Source organism: Streptomyces sp. NPDC008121, assembly GCF_042957155.1.
Taxonomy (GTDB): domain Bacteria; phylum Actinomycetota; class Actinomycetes; order Streptomycetales; family Streptomycetaceae; genus Streptomyces.
Genome location: NZ_JBIBHT010000008.1, coordinates 304,785 through 328,185, shown reverse-complemented (window position 1 = coordinate 328,185; position 23,401 = coordinate 304,785). Strand labels below are relative to the sequence as shown.

The window sequence follows — 23,401 nt, the reverse complement described above, 5'->3', positions numbered from 1 at the left end:
GCGTGCGAACTCCCGGGTGGGTCGGTGACCATCGCCCCCGACCCGCCCGGGGTCCCCTCCGGCCCTACTTCGCGGCGTCGGCCGCGTCCACCAGCGCCTGCTGCGTCACGGCGCCGACGTAGACCTTGCCGTCGTCCGTCATCAGCGCGTTCACCAGCTTCGTCTTGAAGACGGTGCCGGAGCCGAACTTGCCGGTGACCTTGTCCCCGAGCGCGTCCAGGAAGCCCTGGAACTCCGCCGGGGCCTCGTCCGTCTTCGGGGCCGCGGCCCCGGTGTCGAACGTGGCGATCGAGGTCCAGCCCTCGCCGATGACGTTCGGGCCCTCGGCGCCCGCGCCCTTGCCGCCGAAGAGGCCCTCGAGGCCGCCGAACTCCTTCTCCAGGTCCTCGGGCGACTTGCCGTGCTCCGCCCCGTCCAGGCCCTCGGTCACCTTCGCGCCCTTGGGCACCTCGAAGTCGAACGTCGAGGCCGCCGGCTTGCCGAAGTCGACCTTCGTGAAGCCCGCGTCGAGGACCGGCTTGCCGCCCTGCACCGACGCCAGCGTGAACTTCAGCGGCGTCCCGGTCTTCGCGTCCACCGCGATCTTCACCGAGTCGACCGTCGAACCGCTCTGCTTCGGCTTGATCACCAGCTGGTACGCGTCCCGGCCGGCGACCTTCGCCGTCCCGCCCACCGTGATCGACGTCGTGTCGCCCGCCGCCTTCAGGACCTCGTCCGCGAGCTCTTTCGGGGTGCCCGGGAGCTCCTCCTCCGGCGCCTTCCCGGCCCCGTCCGCCTTCTCGTGGAGGACCTCGTTCGACTTGCTGTCGTACGCCCAGACGTCGCCGCCGTTGTGGATCAGGCTGTACTCCTCCGAGCCGTCCAGGAACGTCAGCTTCTGCCGGTCGGGGCCGTCCGCCGCGACGCGCAGCGTGTGGGTGCCCGAGATCAGCTCCGTCAGCTTGTCCTGCGGGTCGGCCGAGGAGGACCCCGACCCGCCGCCCAGGCCCTGCGCGAAGCCGGCCAGCGACGGCAGCCCCAGGTCCGTGCTGACCTTGAACGTGCCGGAGAGGGTCTGCGTGTCCGAGGCGGCGATCTTCTCGACGAGCTCCTGGGCGGTGATCTCCGGCAGCTCGGGGTCGCCCGAGGCCGCCAGGGCCGGGACCAGGCCTATGGTCGCGGCGGCCACGCCGGCCACCGCGACCGGGACGACGTAACGGCTCAGCTTGCGGCTCGTGCGCCCGGTGGTCTCAGTACTGTCGTTCGGTGCCATGGTCTGCTCTACCTCCGTGGTCGATGACATCCATCTGACCAAATCGGCGGTACGGAATCGTCAGACTCCGGGCGCAACCTTGCGTACTGCTACGGGATGAGAGAACCCTGGGAACCCCTAGCCCGCGCGGTGGATCACGGCGCCGGCCTGGGAATCTAGCCCGCGCGGTGGACCACCGCGTCGCACAGTTCCCGCAGGGCCGCCTTCGCGTACCCCTCCGGCAGCGGTGCCAGCATGTCCCGGGCCTCCTGGGCGTAGCGCACGGTGTCCCGGCGGGCCTGCTCCAGGGCCGGGTGGGCGCGCAGGCGGCGGAGGGCCTCCGCGTGGCGGACGTCGTCGGTGAGGTCGCCGTCGATGAGCTCGACCAGCTCGACGTCCTCGGGGCGCCCGTGCGCCGCCGCGGCGGCGCGCAGCCGCAGCACGGGGAGGGTCGGGATGCCTTCGCGCAGGTCGGTCCCGGGGGTCTTGCCGGACTCGTGGGAGTCGGAGGCGATGTCGAGGACGTCGTCGGCGAGCTGGAAGGCGACGCCGAGCCGTTCGCCGTACTGGGTGAGGATGTCGACGACGCTCTCGTCCGCGCCGGCCATCATCGCGCCGAAGCGGCAGGAGACGGCGACCAGCGAGCCGGTCTTGCCGCCGAGGACGTCGAGGTAGTGGTCGACGGGGTCGCGGTCGCCCTGCGGTCCGGCGGTCTCCAGGATCTGGCCGGTGACCAGGCGTTCGAAGGCCTCGGACTGGATGCGGACGGCCTCGGGTCCGAGGTCCGCCAGGGTGTGCGAGGCGCGGGCGAAGAGGAAGTCACCCGTGAGGACGGCGATGGAGTTGTCCCAGCGCGCGTTGGCGCTCGGGACGCCCCGGCGGACGTCCGCCTCGTCCATGACGTCGTCGTGGTACAGCGTCGCCAGGTGGGTGAGCTCGACGACGACGGCCGAGGGCACCACGCCGGGCGCGTACGGGTCGCCGAACTGGGCGGCGAGCATCACCAGCAGCGGCCGGAAGCGCTTGCCGCCGGCCAGGACGAGGTGCTGCGCGGCCTCCGTGATGAAGGGGATCCCGCTCTTGGTGGCGTCGAGGAGACCTGCCTCCACGGCCGCCAATCCGGTCTGGACATCGGCCTCAAGAGCCTGGTCCCGCACGCTAAGACCGAACGGCCCGACGACGGTCACGAGGGAGTCTCCTGTCTGATGACGCCTGCTGATACTGCCGACGATCACACGGATTGTCGATGTGTCGCTCGATTCGCTCAAGTCAGCGTATCCGGTCGGCTTTCGATCACCATGGGCGCCCGCCCGCCACCCCCGGTATGTTCGTGATCACCTCATACGACCAGGAGAAGGCGTTTTGTCCGGAACGGCGATCGACAGCGACACGAACGACGAGCGGCCACCGCCCGAAGACGATCATGCCTTCTTCGGGCAGCCGAAGGGGCTGCTCACCCTGTCGGGCCTGGAGGTCTGGGAGCGCTTCTCGTTCCTGGGCATGCAGGCGATCCTCGTCCTCTACTTCGCCGACTCCGTGGCGAACGAGGGTCTCGGGATGGACCCGGGCACGGCCGCCTCCGTCTCGGCCGCGTACGGCACGCTCGTCTACCTCGTCTCGGTGGCCGGGGGCTGGCTCGCCGACCGGATCCTCGGCTCCTACCGCGCGGTCCTCTGGGGCGGCGTCCTGATCGCCTGCGGCCACTACTCCATGGCGGTGCCGACGGCCGCCATGACCTGGGTCGGACTCGGCCTGATCAGCGCCGGAACCGGCCTGCTCAAACCCAATGTGGCCACCATGGTCGGCAAGCTCTACCGCACCGACGACGACCGCAGGGACGCCGGCTTCGCCCTGTACTACATGGCGATCAACATCGGCGCCTTCGCCGGCCCGCTGATCACCGGCTGGCTCGGCGAGCACCAGGGCTGGCACTGGGGCTTCTCCGCCGCCGCGGTCGGCATGACCTTCGGTCTCGTGCAGTACGTGATGGGCCGCCGTCACCTGGCCGGGCGAAAGCACTCCGCCGAATTCGCGCTCGCCCCGGACGCCATGCGCCGGGCCGTCCTGACGATCGTCGGCGGGGTGGTCGCCGTGGCCGCCGTCGGGGGCCTGCTCGCCGGGGTCGGCTGGCTGACCATGGACCGCTTCGTCGACCTGCTGACCCTGATCTCGGTGATCGCGCCGGTCGTCTACTTCTGGGTGATGTTCCGCAGCCCCCGGGTCACCCCCGAGGAGCGCGGCCGCCTCCGGCCGTACGTCGTGCTCTTCCTGGCCTCGGTCGCCTTCAACTTCATCCTCTTCCAGGCGTACTCCACGATGATGCTGCTGGCGGCGAACAACGCCCGCACCACCATCCTCGGCTTCGACTTCCCGGCCAGCTGGTACGCCTCCGCCCTCGGCGCCTTCGAGGTGGCGCTGGCGCCCGTCGTGGCCGCCGTCTGGGTCCGGATGGGGCCCCGGCAGCCGCACGTCTCCAACAAGATCGCCTTCGGGGTGGTGCTGGGCGGCCTGTCGTTCCTCCTGATGGTGCTGCCCACCTCGGGCCACGCGGACGAGACGTACCGGATGGCGGCGTGGTGGATCGTCGGCTCCTATCTGCTGCTCGGCCTCGGCGACGTCCTCCTGGAGACCTCCGGGATGTCCGCCACCAGCAAGCTCGCCCCGAAGGCGTTCAGCAGCCAGACGATGTCCCTCTGGTTCCTCTCGCTCGCTCTCGCCAACGGCATCCAGGCACAGACCGTGAAGCTGTACGACGACGTCTCCAAGCCCGTGTACTTCGGCGTCAACGGCGCCGTCGCGGTGGCGGTGGGCCTCGTCGTGATCGCGATGGCGCCCTGGCTGCGCCGGACCATGCACCCCGTCCACTGAGGACCTGACATGCGCATCCGCACCGAGTTTCCGTACGAGACCACCCGCGAGGACGTCCGCGTCCCCCTTCCGGACGGCACGCGGCTGTACGCCCGCGTCTGGCGGCCGGTCACGGACGAGCCCGTGCCGGCCCTCCTGGAGTACCTGCCGTACCGCCTCTCCGACTGGACCGCGCCGCGCGACTGGCAGCGGCACCCCTGGTACGCCGGGCACGGCTACGCCTCCGTACGCGTCGACGTGCGCGGCCACGGCAACAGCGAGGGGCTGCCGGGCGACGAGTACGACGCGACGGAGCTGGCCGACGGCGTGGCGGTGGTGAACTGGCTCGCCGAGCAGCCCTGGTGCACGGGGAAGGTCGGCATGTTCGGCATCTCCTGGGGCGGCTTCAACTCGCTCCAGATCGCCGCGCTGGCCCCCGAGCCGCTGAAGGCGGTCGTCACCGTCTGCTCCACCGACGACCGCTACGACAACGACGTCCACTACATGGGCGGCTCCGTCCTCGCGGTCGACATGCACGCCTGGGCGGCCACCATGCTCGCCTTCGTCTGCCGCCCGCCCGACCCGCTGCACGTGGGCGAGGAGTGGCGGGAGATGTGGCTGCGGCGCCTGGAGGCCGTGGACCCCTTCATCCACACCTGGCTGGCCCACCAGACCCGGGACGACTACTGGCGGCACGGCAGTGTCTGCGAGGACTACGGCGCGATCCGGGCAGCCGTCCTGGCGGTGGGCGGCTGGCACGACCCGTACCGGGACACCGTCCTGCGGCTGGTCGAGCACCTCGCCCCGGACCGGGTCCGCGGGATCATCGGGCCGTGGTCGCACCAGTACCCGGACCGCGGTCTGCCGCCGGGCCCGGCGATCGGCTTCCTGCAGGAGACCCTGCGCTGGTGGGACCACCACCTCAAGGGCGCCGACAACGACGTGATGGCGGAGCCGCTGCTGCGCTCGTGGATCAGCGGGACGCACCCGCCGTCCACCGTGTACGAGGAGCTGCCGGGCCGCTGGGTCGCCGACCCCGCCTGGCCCTCGCCGCACGTCGCCCCGGTGACGTACGGCTTCCAGGGTGAACCGGTCGTGGTCGACTCGCCCCAGCAGACCGGCCTGGACGCGGGGCGGTTCTTCCCCTTCGGCAACGACGGCGACCTGCCGCCCGACCAGCGCGACGAGGACGCCCACTCGGCCTGCTTCGACTTCCCGGTGCCGGAGGACGGCGGGCCCATCGAGATCCTGGGCCGGCCGCGGGCGAGCCTGACGCTGCGCCCGGCGGCGCCGACGGGGCAGGTGATCGCCCGCCTCTGCGACATCGCCCCGGACGGCTCCTCGACGCTCGTCACCCGGGGGGTGCTGAACTTCTCCGCCCGCCACGGCCGGGACCGGGTGGCGCCGGCGCGGCCCGGCGAGAGCGAGGAGTTCGTCGTCGAGCTGAACGGCATCGGCCACACCTTCCCGCCCGGTCACCGGGTCCGGCTCGCGGTCTCCTCGGCGTACTGGCCGTGGATCTGGCCCCAGCCGGACGCGGGGGGCTTCACCCTCGACCCTGCCGCCTCGCACCTCACCCTTCCGGTCCGCCGCCACACGGACGACACCGTCCGGTGGGAGGAGCCGGAGCAGTCGGAGCCGCTGGGCGTCAGCTTCCCGGCGACCCTGGAGGAGCCCCGCCCGGAGCGGGTGGTGGTGCGGGACGTGGCCAAGGGCGAGTGGCGCCTGGAGGTCGGTCCCCGGTACGGCGGGACGCGGGTCTATCCGGACGGCCTCGAATTCAGCGAGGACGCGCTGGAGACTTACACGATCGAGGAGAGCGGGCCGCTGTCGGCGCGTACCCGTTCGGAATGGTCGATCCGGCTGCACCGGCCGGAACTGGCGTGGGACGTCACCGTCGACAGCCGTTCCGAGATCAGTTGTGAGGCGGAGGTATTCGTCACCTCGAACGAAGTGGTGTGCAAGGAGGGCGACGACGTTCTCTTCCACCGGACGTGGGAGAAGCGGATTCCGCGCACGGCGGGATGACGTCCGGATGGACGAAAGGGAAAGGGCCCGCATTCCGGAGTGGAATGCGGGCCCTTTCTCACGCTGCGTGTCAGGCGTCCGCACCGGCCTTGCGGCGGCGGACGACGAACATGGCACCGGCGCCGAGGGCGACGGCCGCCGCGCCCGCGAGGGCGATCCGCGGCATGGCGTCGTCGGAACCGGTGGTGGCGAGCGCGCCGTTGGTGGCGGTGTTGCCGTTGCCGCCGCCGTTCACCGGGGTGGTGGAGGTGCCGCCCTGCTCGGTGGTGTTGCCGTTGCCGCCACCGGTGCCGGTGCCGGTGCCGGGCTTGGAGGCGGCGACGATGCCGAACTCGAGGTCGGCGGCCTCCTTCGACCAGCCGCAGGAGCCGTTCTTGTTCTCGTAGCCGCCCGCGGCGAACAGCATGCCGTCACCGGCCGGGGACTTCGCGTCGACGGTGAGGCGCAGCTTGATGTCGACGTGACCGCCGGGCTTCACCGCGCCGCCGATCGCGCCGGTCTCGCCGTCGAAGGACTGCCAGGTCGGGTTGGCCGTGGTGGACCAGGTCAGGTCCAGGTGCTTGTCGAAGTCCTTCTCCTCCGTCGAGTCCATGTTGAAGGCCTCGGCGTAGGCACCGACCTCGTCCAGCGACTTCGTGGTGCCGTTGCTGATCTTCAGCGTGAAGACGGCGCTCGTCCCGGCGACGACCTTCTTCGGGCCGGTCAGCGCGGCCGTCAGCTTGGACTCCTCGACGCAGTCCTCGCCGGGCTCCTCGCCCTCCCCGTCCTCGGCGGCGGCGAGGGCCTTCTCGGCGGCCTTGAGGGCCTTGTGGGCCGCTTCCTTGGCCTGCAGGGCGGCGCTCTCGGCACGAACCGCTCCGACGCGCTCGTCGTCCCGGGCCGTCGAGGCCGCGGCCAGCTTGGCGTCGGCCTCGGTCTTGGCGGTGGCGGCGGCTTCGGCGGTCTTCGTCGCCTCGTCCAGGACCTTCTGGGCCTCGGCCTTGGCGGTTTCGCCGACGGCCGCGTCCACCTTGGCCTGGGCGTCGACGACGGCCTTGTCGGCCTCGGCCTTGGCGGTGGCGGCGGCGTCGGCGGTCTTCTTCGCCTCGGCCGCGGCCTTGGCGAGCACCGTGTCGTCCTTCAGCGCGGCCTCACGCGCCTTGGTGGCGTCGCTCGCGGCGATCACCGCGGCGTCGTACGTCTTCTGCGCCGCGGCGACCGCGAGCTTCAGCTGCTCGATCGTCGGCTTCTGTTCCTGCGTCTGGGCCCCGGCCGGCTTCGTGTCCGCGAAAGCGGGAGCGGCGGAGAGGAATACGACCGGCGTGGTCACGGCGGCGGCCACGGCGGTGGCGAGAATGCGGCGGATCTTCAAGGCGGACCTTTTCTGGTCGAAGAAGATGACAAGAGTCGGGGAGGCCGCGCCCGCGGATACGTCACGCGGCGCGGCACGGGAGCGATCGTATGACCCGAATAAGCGCGCGGAATAGCGGGATTCACGGGATCTCGCGCGCACAGGAGCCCCACAGGACGCATAAAGCCCTCGAACGTGGACAGTTGTGCACATGGGGCCCACTTTCTGTGTGACCCATGTCATCTGCGCCGCGCGGTACGACCCGTAACGTGTCCCCCACACCCGTGGAAAGCGAGGCAAGCACCGATGCCCGAGCAGTCCCCGCTCGACCTCGCCGAAGGCGATCCCTTCGGCCCGCACAACCTTCCGTACGGCGTCTTCTCCACCGCCGACGAGCCCGACCGGCGGAGGGTCGGCGTCCGCATCGGCGGGCATGTCCTCGACGCGGGGGCGGCGGCGCAGGCGCTCGGCTCGCCCTACGCCGCCCTGCTCGCCCGCCCCAGCCTCGACCCCCTGCTCGCCGCCGGCCGCACCGCCTGGCGGGACGTGCGCCGCGCGCTGACCGCCTGGGTGACCGTGCCCGCGCACCGCCCGGACATAGAGCCGCTGCTGCACCCGCTGGACTCCGTCACGCTGCACCTGCCGTACGCCGTGGCGGACTACGTCGACTTCTACGCGAGCGAGCACCACGCCACCAACGTGGGCCGGATCTTCCGCCCCGACGGCGACGCGCTCACCCCCAACTGGAAGCACCTGCCCATCGGCTACCACGGCCGGGCGGGCACGGTCGTGGTCTCCGGCACCGAGGTCGTCCGCCCCGCCGGCCAGCGCAAGGCGCCCACGGACCCGGCGCCGGTCTTCGGCCCCTCGGTGAAGCTGGACATCGAGGCGGAGGTCGGCTTCGTCGTCGGCACCCCCTCCACGCTCGGCACCCCGGTCGCGCTGGGCGACTTCCGGGACCACGTCTTCGGCCTGACGCTGCTCAACGACTGGTCGGCCCGTGACATCCAGGCCTGGGAGTACGTCCCGCTCGGCCCGTTCCTCGGCAAGTCGTTCACGACGTCCGTCTCGGCCTGGGTGACCCCCCTGGAGGCCCTGGACGCGGCCCGCGTGGCCCCGCCGGCCCGGGACGTCGACCTGCTGCCGTACCTCGACGACACCGACGACGAGGAGCCCGGCGGCTTCGACCTGCGGATCACGGTCGCGATCAACGGCGAGGTCGTCTCCGAGCCGCCGTTCTCGACGATGTACTGGACGGCCGCCCAGCAGCTCGCCCACATGACGGTCAACGGCGCCTCGCTGCGGACCGGTGACCTCTACGGCTCCGGCACCGTCTCGGGCCCCGAGGTGAGACAGCGCGGCTCGCTGCTGGAGCTGACCTGGAACGGCCGCGACCCGCTCGACCTGAGCACCGGGAAGCGCACCTTCCTGGAGGACGGCGACGAGGTCACGCTGACCGCCTGGGCGCCCGGCCCCGACGGCACCCGGGTCGGACTCGGCGAGGTCACCGGACGGATCGCGCCCTCCGCCTGAGCCCGCCGTACCGCCCCGCCCCGGCGCCGCACGCGCGAAGAGGCCCCGGCACCCCGATCAGGGGTGCCGGGGCCTCCCGGCGCCGCGCTCCGGCGGGCTCTGCCGTGCGTCGGCGCCTCGGCGGTCTTGAGGAGCGTCTCCACACTCCGAGCACGGACCCGGGGGCGCGCCGGTTCAGACGGCGCGCCAGAGGGCCGGCACCGACGGCGGTTCCCAGCCCGGCTGGGCGAGGTGGGACTGGAGGCAGACGTAGGCGACGGAGCCGTGGGTGGCCCGGTCGCCCGCCGTGTAGGAGGTGCCCGGGCGCCAGGTGCCGGCGGGGGGCGGGGTGGTGGGGCCGCCGGTCGGGGACGGGCCGGGGCCGGGGCCCTGGGGCAGGTCGAGCACCACGTCGAAGGCGGCCTCCTTCGCCCCTCCCGCGTCCCTCACGGTCATCAGCAGCCGCGGGTCGAACAGCGCGTCGGTGTTGTTGCGCGGCTCGCCGGGGAAGTACAGCTGCGTCGTGAGGACGGGACGGCCCGGGGCCTGCACCTTCACGTGGAGGTGCCGGGTGCGCCCCGGGTAGAGGCCCGGGACGATCGTGGTGAGCCGGAAGGCGCCCTGCGCGTCGGTGAACTGGTGCCCGCGGAAACGGAATCCGGTGTTGTCGTACGCGCCGTTGACATCGGCCTGCCAGAAGTCGAGCAGGACACCGGGGACGGGCAGGCACGCCCGTCCGAAGACGTATCCGGTGACGGTGAGCCGGGTGCCGGGCGTCCCGGCCTCCAGGAGCGAGGTCCGGCGCGGCGAGTTCGGCTTGAAGTAGGGGCCCTCCATCTGCGGTGGGGTCGGGTCGTCGCCGTCGTCGCAGGCGGGGGTGAGCGCGGGTGCCGCCCCGTCCCGGACGGTGGTACGGGCCAGGGCGGGGACGCCCATCAGGGTGGCCGGCACGGCCACGGAGGCGGCCAGCGCCGCCCGCAGCACCGCCTTGCGGCTCGGCCGCGGCGCGGAGGAGGGGGCGGTGTGCGGGGTCGTCTCGCCGTGGGAGGTCGTCTCGCCGTGCGGGGTCGTCTCGCCGTCCATCTCTGCTCCTTGTGGGGGCTTCGGGGATCGGCAACGAACCTAGGCGGGCGCCCCGGGGCGATCGATGGACGGAACACGGGGGTCGTGGTGAATATCGGCGCCGCGCCGGAAGTCGCCCGGGCTGAGCCCGGTCTCCCTGCGGAAGAACCGGCAGAAGTAGGCGGGATCCCCGAACCCGGTCCGGTCGGCGATCTGGCGCACCGACAACTCCGTACGGACGAGCAGCCGTTTGGCCTCGTGGGTGCGGGCCGCGCGGAGGAGCTGGCCCGCGGTACGGCCGGTGGCGGCCTTGACGGCCTCGGTGAGGTAGCCGGGCGTGACGCCGAGGTGCCCGGCGCAGTCGCCCACCGACCACAGGGCGGGCTCCGCGCGGGCGAGCAGCCGGACGAACTCCTCCGCGACGGCCCCGGCCCGGCCCGCGGACGCCGGGTGGGACCCGCCGGCGGACCCGCCGTCCCCACCCGCGCCGGCGGCCGCCGGGTCCGTCGCGCGGGCGGCCCGGACGACGAGGACGTGGAGGAGGGCCCGCAGGACGGAGTCGAACCCGTCGGCCCGGCGGTGGTGTTCGGCCGCGAGCTCGCCGAGGATCCGCGCGGTCTCCTCGTGGGCCGCCTGCCCCAGCGTCGCCCAGGGCCGCGCGGCGACCCGGCGCAGCAGGTCCCGGTCGCCGGGGTGGTCGATCAGGAAGTCCTCCGTGAAGAGGACGACGGTGCCGTCGAGGCCCCGGAGGCGCTCCCAGTGGTGGACCTGGCCGGGGGCGATCACGCCGAGATGGGGCGGGGCCAGCTCCGCGCGGGTGAGGTCGACGACATGGGCGCCCGTGCCGGCGGTGACGTGGACGATCTCGTAGAAGGTGTGCCGGTGCGGGAAGTCGGCGCGGGACATCGGCCCGATGGTGTCGAAGGTGCCGATCGCGAACGGCATCGTGTTCGGCATCGGCACCTCCAGCCGGTGCATGGGCGGCGATCCCTCCCGGGGCGCCTCGCAAGGGGTGCCCGGTAAGACGGTGGACCCGCGCATCGCCGTTCTCCTCTCCCCTCCCGCCGGCGGTCCGGCGGAAGGCCCCGCGGTCCGGCTCCGGAACCCGGCCCGCGGCCGCTCGCCGGGCCGCCACCCTGCCACGCGCGGCCGGACCACGGAACCACGCGCCCGCGCCCGCTCCTGTCCGCCAGGTGGGACGGAGCGCCGTCCGGCGGCGCGGCAGGTGGCAGATCTTGCCCACCGTCCCCGGAAACCGCAGGTCAGAGCCGTGCTGTTACGGCATCAGATGGCGCAATGCTGTGGCAACACCACCGCCGCGGGCGCCTCGGTATGGTCCGTCGCATGCCAGCCGAACGCCTTCGTGAGCACACCGTCCCGGTCGCCGCCGCGCGCCGTCGGCGGCTGCGCGCGGACCAGGCGCGACAGCTCGCCGACCTCCTGCGCCACCAGATCCTGGCCGCCCGCTTCCCCGGCGGCGTCCTGCCCCTGGAGGACCGGATCGGCGCCGACTACCGGGTCTCCCGCAACACCGTCCGTCAGGCCCTGGACCTGCTCCGCGCCGAGGGCCTGGTCGAGCGGCAGCCCGGCGTGGGCACGGTCGTGGTGTGCGAGAAGTACCCGCACGGCCTCGACCGGCTCCAGGGCCTCGCCGAGACCCTGCACGAGCACGGCACGGTCACCAACGAGGTCCGTACGGTCGGACCGGTCGCCGCCCCGGCGCCGGTGGCCGGGCGGCTGGGGATCCCCGAGCACAGCGACGTCCTCTACATCGAGCGGCTGCGCCGGCTCGGCGGCCTCCCGCTCTCCCTCGACCTCACCTACGTCCCGATGGACATCGGCGCCGAACTCCTCGGCTGCGACCTGGAGAACACCGATGTGTTCCGCCTCATCGAAGCGCTGACCGGCACGCCCCTGGGCCACGCCGAGATCACCCTGGAGGCCGTCAACGCCGACGCGCACTCCGCCGCCGTCCTGCAGGCACCGCGCGGCGCGGCGCTGCTGATGCTGGACCGGCTCACCCACCTGCGCGACGGGCGCCCCGTGGACCTGGAGTTCATCCGGTTCCGGGGCGACCGGATCACGATGAGCGGCCTGCTCCACCGGTCCGCGTAACCCTTCGCCCCCCTCCCCCGCCATCCACTGGAGACAGCCATGCCCTTGGCGCCCCAGCGGGCCGACGTGCCCGTGACCATCGACGAGTCGAAGTGCATCGACGGCTGCACGCTCTGCGTGGAGATGTGCCCGCTGGACTCCCTCGCCATCAACCCCGACAGCGGCAAGGCGTACATGCACGTGGACGAGTGCTGGTACTGCGGCCCGTGCGCGGCCCGGTGTCCCACCGGCGCGGTCACGGTCAACATGCCCTATCTGCTCCGCTGAGAGGCCCGAACGCCCATGTCCCGCAAGCTTGTCGTCCCCCTCGCCGCCCTGGCCCTCGTCCTGCCGCTGGCCGGCTGCGGCGGTCCCGCGGAGGCCGGAAACGGCTCGACGGTCACCGTGACCGTCGGCTACCAGTCCAAGACCATCAACACCGTCACGGCCGGCACCCTCCTGCGCACGCTCGGCGCCTTCGAGGACGAGCTGCGCGCCCAGGGCCGGAAGGACGGCAGGACGTACGAGGTCGTCTGGCAGGACTACGCCACCGGCGCGCCGATCACCGCCCAGATGACCGCGGGGAAGATCGACATCGGCTCGATGGGCGACTTCCCGCTGCTCCTCAACGCCGCCCGCGGCACCCAGCTGAAGCGCCCGACGAAGCTCGTGTCGGTGACCGGCTACAACCTGCGCGGCGGCCTCAACACCGTCGTCACCGCGCCCGGTTCCGCACGCCGGTCGCTGAAGGAGCTGCGCGGCGGGAAGGTGTCCACCAGCGTCGGCTCGGCCGCGGACGGCACACTCGTGCGGGCGCTGCAACGCGCCGGGCTCGACCCGGACAAGGACATCCGCAAGCTCAACCAGCAGCCGGCCGTGGGGGCCTCGGCCCTGACCGCCGGGAGCGCCGACGCGCTGTCGCAGTTCGTCGCCTGGCCGGGGCTGCTCGCCTTCCAGGGCAAGGCGAAGGCGCTGTACGACGGCGCCGAGCTGAACCTCCCCACCTTCCACGGGGTCACCGCCCGCGCCGACTTCGCCGAGCGGCACCCGGCCGTGGTGGAGGCGTTCCTGCGGGCCCAGCGCACCGCGACCGCCTATCTCCGCGAGCACCCGGTGGCCGCCAGCGAGAAGGTCGCCGCCGAGACGGGCCTGCCGGCCGAGGTCGTCCACCTCTACAACGGCCCCAACGGCATCGCCACCTTCGATCCGACCCTCAAGCCACGGCTGGTCGCGGCGCTGAAGGAGGACGTGCCGGTGCTGCGGTCGGCCAAGCTGGTGAAGGACGTGGACGTGGACGGCTTCGTCGACGACACGTACGTACGGAAGGTCTACGGCTCCGCCTACGACCGGCAGCTCGCGACGCTCGCCCCGCCGTCCCGCAGCGAGGTCTGGCTGAAGGGCGCCGACCGTACCGTCTCCTTCGCCACCCCGGCCGAGGCGCTGCGGCACGTCGCCGCGAACCGGGCGAAGGTGCGGGTGGCGTACGTCCCCGACACGGTGACCGGGACGCTCTGGTTCGCGGACCGAGCGGTGTGGGTCGCCGACGGCGGGACGGTGAAGCCGTTCGTCACCGAGGCCGGCGCGGCCGCCTACCGGGCCGCGCACCCGACGGCGCGGACCGTCGACTACGCGCGGGCGCTGGCGTCATGAGGTACGTGCTGCGGGTGCTGTCGCTGGTGGCGGCGCTCGGTGTGTGGCAGGCGGTGACGTACTACGACGTCAGTCTCTGGCTGCGCTTCGACCAGTTCCCGACGGTCACGGAGGTCGGGGAGGCGTTCGCGGCGCGGCTGACGACGGACGCGTACTGGCAGGACCTGGTCGACAGCCTGACCCGTATCGTCACCGGCTTCACGCTCGCGGCGGTCGCGGGCATCGCGCTGGGGACGGCGATCGCCCGCTCCGGACTCGTGTCCGACCTGCTCGGTCCTGTCCTGGAGGTCCTGCGGCCGATCCCGGCGATCGCGCTGGTGCCGGTGGCGATCCTGCTGTTCCCCAGCAACGAGCAGGGCATCGTCTTCATCACGGGCGCGGCCGCGTTCTTCCCGGTCCTGGTCTCCACCCGGCACGCCGTACGGGCGCTGCCCCCGCTGTGGGAGGAGGCCGTCGTCACGATGGGCGCGGGGCGGGTCCGGGTGCTGTTCTCGGTGATCCTGCCGGGGGCGCTGCCGGGGATCTTCAGCGGCCTTTCGGTGGGGATCGGCGTCTCGTGGATCTGTGTGATCTCGGCGGAGATGATCTCCGGGGAGTACGGGGTGGGGTACCGCACCTGGCAGGACTACACGGTCGTGGACTACCCGGCGGTCTTCGTCGGCATGGCGACGATCGGCGCGCTGGGCTGGCTGACCTCGACGGCGGTCGAGGCGGCGGGGCGCCGTGTGGTGGGGCCGCGCTCGGCCGCCCGCCCCACGAAGTCCGCCGCCCCGAGGCCGTTCGCACCGGCGCCGGCCGGTGGTGCGGAAAGCTCCTCCGCGGCCCCCGCCGTCGCGGGCACACGCCCCGCCGGGGCCGCAGGCCCGGGCGGCCCGCCGGCCGGGCGGTCGCGTCCGCCCGTCGCCCCGCAACCGCTCCAGGAGCAGCCGTGATCGTTCTCGACGACGTCGTCCTCGGGCGGCCCCACTCCCCGCTCCCCACCCCCGTCCGCCTCACCGTCCCCCCGGGCGAACTCCTCACCGTCGTCGGCCCCTCCGGCTGCGGCAAGTCCACCCTCCTGCGCACCCTCGCCGGGCTCCTGCCGCCGCTCGCCGGCACGGTCACCGTCCCGGCCGACCACCGGGCCCTGGTCTTCCAGGAGGACGCGCTGCTGCCCTGGCGCACCGCCCGCGCCAACGTCGAACTGCCCCTCGCCATCCGGGGCGTCCCGCGTGCCGAGCGGCGGGCCGCCGCCGAGGAGTGGCTCGGCCGGGTCGGGCTCGCCGACCAGGCGCGGCGCCTGCCGCACCAGCTCTCCGGCGGTCAGCGCCAGCGCGTCCAGCTCGCCCGGGCCCTCGCTCCCGCGCCCCGGGCGGTCTTCATGGACGAGCCGTTCGGCGCCCTGGACGTGCAGACGAGGGCCGGCATGCAGGACCTCCTGGTCGAGGTGCTGCACGGCACCGGCGCGACCGTCGTCTTCGTGACGCACGACGTCGACGAGGCCCTCTACCTCGGCGACCGGATCGCGGTCCTCGGCACCGGCACGGTCCTCGACAACCCGCGGCCGCGCGACCGGGGCGCCGACCTCTCCGGTCTGCGCCGCGACCTCCTCTCCTCCCTCACCTCCCTCCCCGCCTGACGTCCGAGGCCCCGCACCCCGGAAACCGCCCGCCCCACGACGCCCGACGCCCGAAAGGCCCTCCGATGCAGATCCCCGCCCTCGCGGACGCCGAGGAACTCTCCTGCGACGTCCTCGTCATCGGCGGAGGCACCGCCGGCACGATGGCCGCGCTCACCGCCGCCGAACACGGTGCCGACGTCCTCCTCCTGGAGAAGGCGCACGTCCGCCACTCCGGGGCCCTCGCCATGGGCATGGACGGCGTCAACAACGCGGTCATCCCCGGCCGGGCCGAGCCCGACGACTACGTCGCCGAGATCACCCGCGCCAACGACGGCGTCGTCGACCAGTCCACCGTCCGCCAGACGGCGACCCGCGGCTTCGCGATGGTCCAGCGCCTGGAGTCGTACGGCGTGAAGTTCGAGAAGGACGAGCACGGGGAGTACGCGGTCCGCCAGGTCCACCGCTCGGGGTCGTACGTCCTGCCGATGCCGGAGGGCAAGGACGTCAAGAAGGTCCTCTACCGGCAGCTGCGCCGCCGCGAGATGCGCGAGCGCATCCGGATCGAGAACCGGGTGATGCCGGTCCGGATCCTCACCGACCCGGACGGGCGGGCCATCGGCGCGGCCGGCCTCCACACCCGTACCGGCGGCTTCGTCACCGTACGGGCGGGCGCGGTGATCCTGGCGACCGGCGCCGCCGGCCGGCTCGGGCTGCCCGCCTCGGGCTATCTCTACGGCACGTACGAGAACCCCACCAACGCGGGCGACGGCTACGCCATGGCGTACCACGCGGGCGCCGAGCTGACCGGGATCGAGTGCTTCCAGATCAACCCGCTGATCAAGGACTACAACGGCCCGGCCTGCGCCTACGTCGCCAATCCGTTCGGCGGCTACCAGGTCAACCGGCACGGCGAACGGTTCGTCGACTCCGACTACTGGTCGGGGCAGATGATGGCCGAGTTCGCCGAGGAGCTGGCCTCCGACCGCGGCCCGGTCTACCTCAAGCTGAGCCACCTCCCCGAGGAGTCCGTCGCCGCCCTCGAATCGATCCTGCACACCACCGAACGCCCCACCCGCGCCACCTTCCACGCGGGCCGCGGCCACGACTACCGCACCCACGACATCGAGATGCACATCTCGGAGATCGGCCTGTGCGGCGGGCACTCGGCCTCCGGGGTCCGGGTCGACGACCACGCCCGGACCACCGTCCCCCGCCTCTACGCCGCCGGCGACCTGGCCTGCGTCCCGCACAACTACATGATCGGCGCCTTCGTCTTCGGCGACCTGGCCGGTGCGGACGCCGCCAAGTACCGCGCGTACGAAGGGGAGTTGCCGCAGGACCAGCTCCGGGCGGCGCACGAGCTGGTCTACCGGCCGCTGCGCCACCCCGACGGTCCGCCGCAGCCCCAGGTCGAGTACAAGCTCCGCCGGTTCGTGAACGACTACGTCGCCCCGCCCAAGTCGGGGGCCCGGCTCTCCCTGGCGGTCGAGCACTTCGAGCGGATGCGGACGGAGATCGACGCCATGGGCGCGACGACCCCGCACGAGCTGATGCGCTGCGCGGAGGTCTCCTTCATCCGGGACTGCGCCGAGATGGCGGCCCGCTCGTCCCTCGCCCGCACGGAGTCCCGCTGGGGCCTCTACCACGCGCGGACGGACCACCCCGAGCGGGACGACCGGGACTGGCTGCACCACCTGGACCTGCGCAAGTCGCCGTCCGGGACGATGGAGTTCACGGCCCGGCCGGTCGCGCCCTATCTCGTACCGGTCGACGACTACGCCCCCGTCGGCGGCGCCTCCCGGCATCTCGGCGAGGTCCACCCGGAGCACGTCGCCACGGCGGGCCCCCGCGACCTCGCCCCCGTCGGCTCCGGGGCACGCGCGCCGGAGGTACGGGTGGCGGACGGCGCCGTCAGCCACGCGCCCCGGATCCTGGAGCTGCACGCCCTGGCCGAGGCGGAGCCGGACCTGGACGCGCTGCGGCCCTATCTGACCGATCCGGACCCCGCCGTGCGGCGGGCGGCGGTGGCCGCCCTCACCGAGACGGTCCCGACCGGTACGGGTCCGGCGCTGGCGGGGGCGCTGCTCGACGAGGACGCGGCGGTACGGGCCGTGGCCGGGGACTCGCTGCGCGAGCTGGTCGAGACGCTGCCGCCGGAGGCCGCCCTGCGGGCGCCGCTCGTCGCCGCGCTGGCCGGCCCGGACCCGGGCGCCCGGGCCGCCGCGCTGACGGTGCTGCGGGTGCTGCGGCTCGGTTCGGCCACGCTCTTCGCCGGTCTGCTGTCCGACCCGCGCCGGGAGGTCCGGGCGGAGGCGGTCCGCGCGCTGGTCTCGGTCGACGCGCTCGGCCCCCTCGCCGACGCGGCGGGCGACCCGTCCCGCGAGGTGCGGGTGGCGGTGGCGAAGGGCCTCGCGGCGGCCCGGGGCACGACCCCCGACCTGCTCGCTCCGCTCCTGGGCGACGAGGACGCCCTCGTGCGGGCCGCGGCCTTCCAGGCGCTCGGGACGGTCGGATGCCCGGAGCCGTACGCCGCGGACGCCGTCCGGGCGCTCGGCGACCCGGCCTGGCAGGTCCGGGTGGGCGCGGCGGCCGGTCTCGCGGCGGCGGCCCCGGGGACGGCGGTGCCCGCCCTCGCCGAGGCGCTCGGGGACGCCAACGCGGACGTCCGCAAGGCGGCGGTCCTGGCGCTGCTGCGCCATCCGGGGACGGGCCCGGTGCTGGCGCGGGCGGCGGGCGACCCGGACGCCGACGTCCGGGCCTACGCCGCCCGGGGCGAGGTCGCCGCCGCCCGGTGACGGCCCCTCGGAGCGGGCCGGCGGCCGGTGCCGGGGCTCCGGGACACGGATCAGGGCCCGGCCCCCGCCTGAGCGGGGGCCGGGCCCTGTCGTCGTCGGGCGCCGTGCGGTCTACCGGACGAACACGCTCGCCTGGTTCGCGAGGTCCAGGAAGTACTGCGGCGCGACGCCGAGCACCAGCGTCACCACCACACCGGCCGTGATCGTGACCGTCGTGAAGCCCGAGGGCACCGCGACGGTCGGTCCGTCGGCCTTGGGCTCGCTGAAGAACATCAGCACGATGACCCGGATGTAGAAGAACGCGGCGACCGCCGACGAGACGACACCGACGACGACCAGCGCGCCCGCGCCGCCCTCCGCCGCCGCCTTGAAGACCGCGAACTTGCCGGAGAAGCCGGACGTCAGCGGAATGCCGGCGAAGGCGAGCAGGAAGACCGCGAAGACCGCCGCGACGAGCGGCGAACGGCGGCCCAGACCGGCCCACTTGGACAGGTGGGTGGCCTCGCCGCCCGCGTCGCGCACCAGCGTGACGACCGCGAACGCGCCGATCGTCACGAAGGAGTAGGCGCCGAGGTAGAACAGCACCGACGAGACGCCGGTGGGCGTGGCCGCGATGACACCGGCCAGGATGAACCCGGCGTGCGCGATCGAGGAGTACGCCAGGAGCCGCTTGATGTCGGTCTGGGTGATCGCGACGACCGCGCCGCCCAGCATGGTGATGATGGCGACGCCCCACATGACCGGCCGCCAGTCCCAGGTGAGGCCGGGCAGCACCACGTACAGCAGGCGGAGCATCGCGCCGAAGGCGGCGACCTTCGTCGCGGCGGCCATGAAGCCGGTGACGGGGGTCGGGGCGCCTTGGTAGACGTCCGGGGTCCACATGTGGAACGGCACCGCGCCGACCTTGAACAGCAGGCCCATCAGCACCATGGCGAAGCCGATGAGCAGCAGGACGTCGTTGCCCATGGTGGCGGCGAGCGCCGGGTCGGCCGAGGAGACGTTGCCGTCGACGACGTTCGCGATGGTGGCGTACGAGACGGAGCCGGCGTAGCCGTACAGCAGGGCGATGCCGAACAGCAGGAACGCGGAGGAGAAGGCGCCGAGGAGGAAGTACTTGACCGCGGCCTCCTGCGACATCAGCCGCTTGCGGCGGGCGACGGCGCAGAGGAGGTACAGCGGGAGGGAGAAGACCTCCAGGGCGATGAACAGCGTCAGCAGGTCGTTGGCGGCCGGGAAGACCAGCATGCCGGCCACCGCGAACAGCGCCAGCGGGAACACCTCGGTGGTGGTGAACCCGGCCTTGACCGCCGCCTTCTCCTGGTCGCCGCCGGGCACGGCGGCCGCCTCTGCGGCGAAGGAGTCGACCTTGTGGCCGTGGTCGGCCGGGTCGAGCCGGCGCTCGGCGAAGGTGAAGACGGCGACGATCGAGGCGAGGAGGATCGTGCCCTGCAGGAAGAGCGCCGGGCCGTCGACGGCGATGGCGCCCATGGCGGCGATGTGCGCCTTGGTGGAGCCGTACCCGCCGGCCGCGAGGCCGACGATGGCGGCGAACGCGGCGACGAGGGCCAGGACGCTGAGGAAGACCTGGCTGTAGTACCGGCCCCGGCGGGGCACAAAGGCCTCGACCAGGACGCTGAGGATCGCCGCGCCGACCACGATGAGGACGGGCGAGAGCTGGACGTACTCGATGTGGGGTGACGGGATCTTGTTCAACGGCTCGGCGGCCGTCGTCCACAGGCTGTGGACGGCTGGCGCGACGGCGGATGTGCTCACTTGGCCGCCTCCACTTCGGGCTTGGGGTCCTTCTGCTGCACGTCGGACATGGTGTGGCTGACGGCCGGGTTGACGATGTCCGTCAGCGGCTTCGGGAACACCCCGAGGAAGATCAGCAGGGCGATCAGGGGGGCCACGACGGCCAGTTCCCGCGCCCGCAGGTCCGGCATGGTCCGGACCTCCTCCTTCACCGGGCCGGTCATCGTCCGCTGGTAGAGGACGAGGGTGTAGAGCGCGGCCAGGACGATGCCGGTGGTGGCGATGATGCCGGCCACCGGGTAGCGGGCGAAGGTGCCGACCAGGACCAGGAACTCGCTGACGAAGGGCGCGAGGCCGGGCAGCGAGAGGGTGGCCAGACCGCCGATCAGGAAGGTGCCGGCGAGGACCGGGGCGACCTTCTGCACACCGCCGTAGTCGGCGATGAGCCGGGAGCCGCGCCGGGAGATCAGGAAGCCGGCCACCAGCATCAGCGCGGCCGTCGAGATCCCGTGGTTGACCATGTAGAGCGTGGCGCCGCTCTGGCCCTGGGTGGTCATCGCGAAGATGCCCATGATGATGAAGCCGAAGTGCGAGATCGAGGCGTAGGCGACCAGGCGCTTGATGTCCCGCTGGCCGACGGCGAGCAGCGCGCCGTACACGATGCTGATCAGGGCGAGGGCGATGATCACCGGCGTCGCCCACTTCGAGGCCTCCGGGAAGAGCTGGAGGCAGAAGCGGAGCATCGCGAACGTGCCGACCTTGTCGACGACCGCGGTGATGAGCACGGCGACCGGAGCGGTCGCCTCCCCCATCGCGTTCGGCAGCCAGGTGTGCAGCGGCCACAGCGGCGCCTTCACCGCGAAGGCGAAGAAGAAGCCGAGGAAGAGCAGCCGCTCGGTGTTGGTCGCCATCTCCAGCTGACCGCTCGCCCGCGCCTCGGCGATCTCGGTGAGGGAGAAGTTCCCGGCGACGACGTACAGCCCGATGACCGCGGCCAGCATGATCAGTCCGCCGACCAGGTTGTACAGCAGGAACTTCACGGCCGCGTACGAGCGCTGGGCGGCGGCGTTCTCGTCGGAGCCCGCGTGCGCCCGGTCGCCGAAGCCGCCGATGAGGAAGTACATCGGGATGAGCATGGCTTCGAAGAGGATGTAGAAGAGGAAGACGTCGGTGGCCTCGAAGGAGAGGATCACCATCGCCTCGACCATCAGGATCAGGGCGAAGAAGCCCTGCGTCGGCCGCCAGCGGCTGGACTTCGTCTCCAGGGGATCGGCGTCGTGCCAGCCGGCCAGGATGATGAACGGGATGAGCAGCGCGGTGAGCGCGATCAGCGCCACCCCGATGCCGTCCACGCCCAGTTCGTAGCGGACCCCGAAGTCCTTGATCCAGGAGTGGGACTCGACGAGCTGGTACCGCTCGCCGCCGGGCTCGAAGCGCGCGAAGACGAGCACGGCGAGCACGAGCGTGACGAGGGAGACGAACAGCGCCAGCCACTTGGCGACGGTGCGGCGGGCCGCGGGCACGGCGGCGGTGAGGATCGCACCGACCGCCGGCACCGCTGCCGTCACCGTCAGAAGAGGGAAGGACATGGGAGTTACACCGCCCTCATCAGCAGGGTCGCGGCGATCAGCACCGCCGTACCTCCGAACATGGAGACCGCATAGGTGCGGGCGTAGCCGTTCTGCAGCCTGCGCAGCCGGCCGGACAGTCCGCCGACGGAGGCCGCGGTGCCGTTGACCACGCCGTCGACCAGGGTGTGGTCGACGTAGACCAGCGAGCGGGTGAGGTGGGTGCCGCCCGTGACGAAGACGGCGTGGTTGAGGTCGTCCTGGAGCAGGTCGCGGCGGGCGGCCCGGGTGAGGAGCGAGCCGCGCGGGGCGACCACCGGGACGGGCCTGCGGCCGTACTGGACGTAGGCGGTCGCGACACCGATCACCATGACGGCGACCGTGGCGGAGGTGATGACCGCGGCGCTGAGCGGGGGGTGCCCGTGCTCGAACGAGGTGACCGGCTCCAGCCAGTGGACGAAGCGGTCGCCGATGCCGAAGAAGGCGCCGGCGCCGACGGAGCCGACGGCCAGCAGGATCATCGGGACCGTCATCGATTTCGGGGACTCGTGCGGCTGCGGCATCTCGCCCTTCTCGTCGGCCTGCCACCGCTTCTCGCCGAAGAAGGTCATCAGCATCACGCGGGTCATGTAGTACGCGGTGATGGCGGCGCCGAGCAGGGTGACCGCGCCGAGGATCCAGCCCTCGGTGCCGCCCTTGGCGAACGCCGCCTCGATGATCTTGTCCTTGGAGAAGAAGCCGGACAGGCCCGGGAAGCCGATGATCGCGAGGTAGCCGAGGCCGAAGGTGACGAAGGTGACCGGCATGTACGTCCGCAGGCCGCCGTACCTCCTCATGTCCACCTCGTCGTTCATGCCGTGCATGACCGAACCGGCGCCCAGGAAGAGCCCGGCCTTGAAGAAGCCGTGCGTCACCAGGTGCATGATCGCGAAGGCGTAGCCGATGGGGCCGAGGCCGGCCGCCAGGATCATGTAGCCGATCTGGGACATGGTCGAGCCGGCGAGCGCCTTCTTGATGTCGTCCTTCGCGCAACCGACGATCGCACCGAAGAGGAGCGTGACCGCGCCGACCACGGTGACGGCGAGCTGCGCGTCCGGGGCGGCGTTGAAGATGTCGGCGGAGCGGACGATGAGATAGACACCGGCGGTGACCATGGTGGCCGCGTGGATCAGGGCCGAGACCGGGGTCGGGCCCTCCATCGCGTCCCCGAGCCAGGACTGCAGCGGCACCTGGGCCGACTTGCCGCAGGCCGCCAGGAGGAGCATCAGGCCGATGGCCGTCAGGGTGCCCTCGGACGTCTCCCCCACCGAGCCGAGCACCGACCCGAAGGCGAAGGTCCCGAAGGTGGTGAACATCAGCATGATCGCGATCGACAGGCCGATGTCGCCGACCCGGTTGACCAGGAACGCCTTCTTCGCGGCGGTCGCCGCGGTGGGCTTGTGCTGCCAGAAGCCGATCAGGAGGTACGAGGCGAGGCCGACGCCCTCCCAGCCGAAGTACAGCAGGAGGTAGTTGTCCGCGAGGACGAGCAGCAGCATCGCCGCGAGGAACAGGTTCAGATAGCCGAAGAAGCGGCGGCGGCGCTCGTCGTGCTCCATGTACCCGATGGAGTACACGTGGATGAGCGAGCCGACACCGGTGATCAGCAGGACGAAGGTCATCGACAGCTGGTCGAGCTGGAAGGCGACGTCCGCGTGGAACCCCTCGACGGGGATCCAGGTGAACAGCCGCTGGTGCAGGGCGCGGTCCTCGGCGCCCTTGCCCAGCATGTCGGTGAACAGCACGACGCCGATGACGAAGGAGGCGGCCGCGAGCAGCGTGCCGAGCCAGTGCCCGGACTTGTCCAGGCGCCGCCCCCCGCACAGCAGGACGGCCGCTCCCAGCAGAGGCGCCGCGACCAGCAGCGCGATCAGGTTCTCCACGATTCAGCCC

The 23,401-nt window shown here is 72.4% G+C and carries 17 protein-coding genes; 9 read left to right on the top strand and 8 right to left on the bottom strand.

The window, feature by feature from the left end; all coding sequences use genetic code 11:
* Nucleotides 1–64 precede the first annotated feature (64 nt).
* A complete protein-coding gene (locus tag ACFZBD_RS26550) occupies nt 65–1,252 on the bottom strand; it encodes a sigma-E factor regulatory protein RseB domain-containing protein (RefSeq protein ID WP_391144054.1) in 1,188 nt (395 codons plus the stop codon).
* Nucleotides 1,253–1,407: 155 nt separating this feature from the next.
* Nucleotides 1,408–2,418, bottom strand: a complete 1,011-nt coding sequence (locus ACFZBD_RS26545) for a polyprenyl synthetase family protein (RefSeq protein WP_391144052.1) — start codon at nt 2,416–2,418, stop codon at nt 1,408–1,410.
* Nucleotides 2,419–2,593: 175 nt separating this feature from the next.
* Here ACFZBD_RS26545 and ACFZBD_RS26540 point away from each other — a divergent pair, with 175 nt between their 5' ends.
* Entirely contained in the window at nt 2,594–4,099 is a 1,506-nt protein-coding gene (locus ACFZBD_RS26540; protein WP_391144050.1) for an oligopeptide:H+ symporter, read from the top strand.
* 9 nt (nt 4,100–4,108) lie between these two features.
* The gene (locus tag ACFZBD_RS26535) at nt 4,109–6,106 is read left to right on the top strand and encodes a CocE/NonD family hydrolase (RefSeq protein WP_391144047.1); all 1,998 of its coding nucleotides are present in this window, start codon (nt 4,109–4,111) and stop codon (nt 6,104–6,106) included.
* 70 nt (nt 6,107–6,176) lie between these two features.
* On the opposite strand, the gene ACFZBD_RS26530 is transcribed toward ACFZBD_RS26535, so the two are convergent.
* Nucleotides 6,177–7,457: a peptidase gene (locus tag ACFZBD_RS26530; RefSeq protein ID WP_391144044.1), complete on the bottom strand. Its 1,281-nt coding sequence runs from the start codon at nt 7,455–7,457 to the stop codon at nt 6,177–6,179.
* A gap of 285 nt (nt 7,458–7,742) precedes the next feature.
* Here ACFZBD_RS26530 and fahA point away from each other — a divergent pair, with 285 nt between their 5' ends.
* Entirely contained in the window at nt 7,743–8,969 is a 1,227-nt protein-coding gene (gene fahA / locus ACFZBD_RS26525; RefSeq protein ID WP_391144042.1) for a fumarylacetoacetase, read from the top strand.
* 174 nt (nt 8,970–9,143) lie between these two features.
* On the opposite strand, the gene ACFZBD_RS26520 is transcribed toward fahA, so the two are convergent.
* Both ACFZBD_RS26520 and ACFZBD_RS26515 read right to left on the bottom strand, forming a co-directional pair.
* The gene (locus ACFZBD_RS26520; protein ID WP_391144041.1) at nt 9,144–10,031 is read right to left on the bottom strand and encodes a carbohydrate-binding protein; all 888 of its coding nucleotides are present in this window, start codon (nt 10,029–10,031) and stop codon (nt 9,144–9,146) included.
* Between the two features lie 39 nt (nt 10,032–10,070).
* Nucleotides 10,071–11,051 (bottom strand): helix-turn-helix domain-containing protein, encoded by a 981-nt coding sequence (locus ACFZBD_RS26515; protein WP_391144039.1) that lies wholly within the window; start codon nt 11,049–11,051, stop codon nt 10,071–10,073.
* Nucleotides 11,052–11,354: 303 nt separating this feature from the next.
* On the opposite strand from ACFZBD_RS26515, the gene ACFZBD_RS26510 reads away from it, so the two are divergent.
* The 6 genes from ACFZBD_RS26510 (at nt 11,355) to ACFZBD_RS26485 (ending at nt 18,149) form a co-directional block, all read left to right on the top strand.
* Nucleotides 11,355–12,125, top strand: coding sequence for a UTRA domain-containing protein (locus ACFZBD_RS26510; RefSeq protein ID WP_391144037.1), 771 nt, complete (start codon nt 11,355–11,357; stop codon nt 12,123–12,125).
* A gap of 39 nt (nt 12,126–12,164) precedes the next feature.
* Entirely contained in the window at nt 12,165–12,392 is a 228-nt protein-coding gene (locus tag ACFZBD_RS26505; protein WP_384238753.1) for a ferredoxin family protein, read from the top strand.
* Between the two features lie 15 nt (nt 12,393–12,407).
* A complete protein-coding gene (locus tag ACFZBD_RS26500; protein ID WP_391144033.1) occupies nt 12,408–13,754 on the top strand; it encodes an ABC transporter substrate-binding protein in 1,347 nt (448 codons plus the stop codon).
* Nucleotides 13,751–14,686: an ABC transporter permease subunit gene (locus tag ACFZBD_RS26495; protein WP_391144032.1), complete on the top strand. Its 936-nt coding sequence runs from the start codon at nt 13,751–13,753 to the stop codon at nt 14,684–14,686. Before ACFZBD_RS26500 ends, ACFZBD_RS26495 begins: the two co-directional genes overlap by 4 nt.
* Complete coding sequence (locus ACFZBD_RS26490; protein ID WP_391144030.1) at nt 14,683–15,372, top strand: ATP-binding cassette domain-containing protein; 690 nt, start codon at nt 14,683–14,685, stop codon at nt 15,370–15,372. The genes ACFZBD_RS26495 and ACFZBD_RS26490 overlap by 4 nt, the downstream gene beginning before the upstream one ends.
* Nucleotides 15,373–15,437: 65 nt before the next feature.
* Nucleotides 15,438–18,149 carry a fumarate reductase/succinate dehydrogenase flavoprotein subunit gene (locus tag ACFZBD_RS26485; RefSeq protein WP_391144028.1) on the top strand — a complete coding sequence of 904 codons (2,712 nt, stop codon included), beginning with the start codon at nt 15,438–15,440 and terminating at the stop codon, nt 18,147–18,149.
* 111 nt (nt 18,150–18,260) lie between these two features.
* On the opposite strand, the gene nuoN is transcribed toward ACFZBD_RS26485, so the two are convergent.
* From nuoN to nuoL, 3 genes are read right to left on the bottom strand one after another with little or no spacing between them, the layout of a single operon-like run.
* Complete coding sequence (gene nuoN / locus ACFZBD_RS26480; protein ID WP_391144025.1) at nt 18,261–19,922, bottom strand: NADH-quinone oxidoreductase subunit NuoN; 1,662 nt, start codon at nt 19,920–19,922, stop codon at nt 18,261–18,263.
* Nucleotides 19,919–21,490, bottom strand: coding sequence for an NADH-quinone oxidoreductase subunit M (locus tag ACFZBD_RS26475; protein ID WP_391144022.1), 1,572 nt, complete (start codon nt 21,488–21,490; stop codon nt 19,919–19,921). The genes nuoN and ACFZBD_RS26475 overlap by 4 nt, the downstream gene beginning before the upstream one ends.
* 5 nt (nt 21,491–21,495) lie before the next feature.
* On the bottom strand, nt 21,496–23,391 hold the full coding sequence (gene nuoL, locus ACFZBD_RS26470) for an NADH-quinone oxidoreductase subunit L (protein WP_391144020.1): 1,896 nt from the start codon (nt 23,389–23,391) through the stop codon (nt 21,496–21,498).
* Nucleotides 23,392–23,401 lie beyond the last annotated feature (10 nt).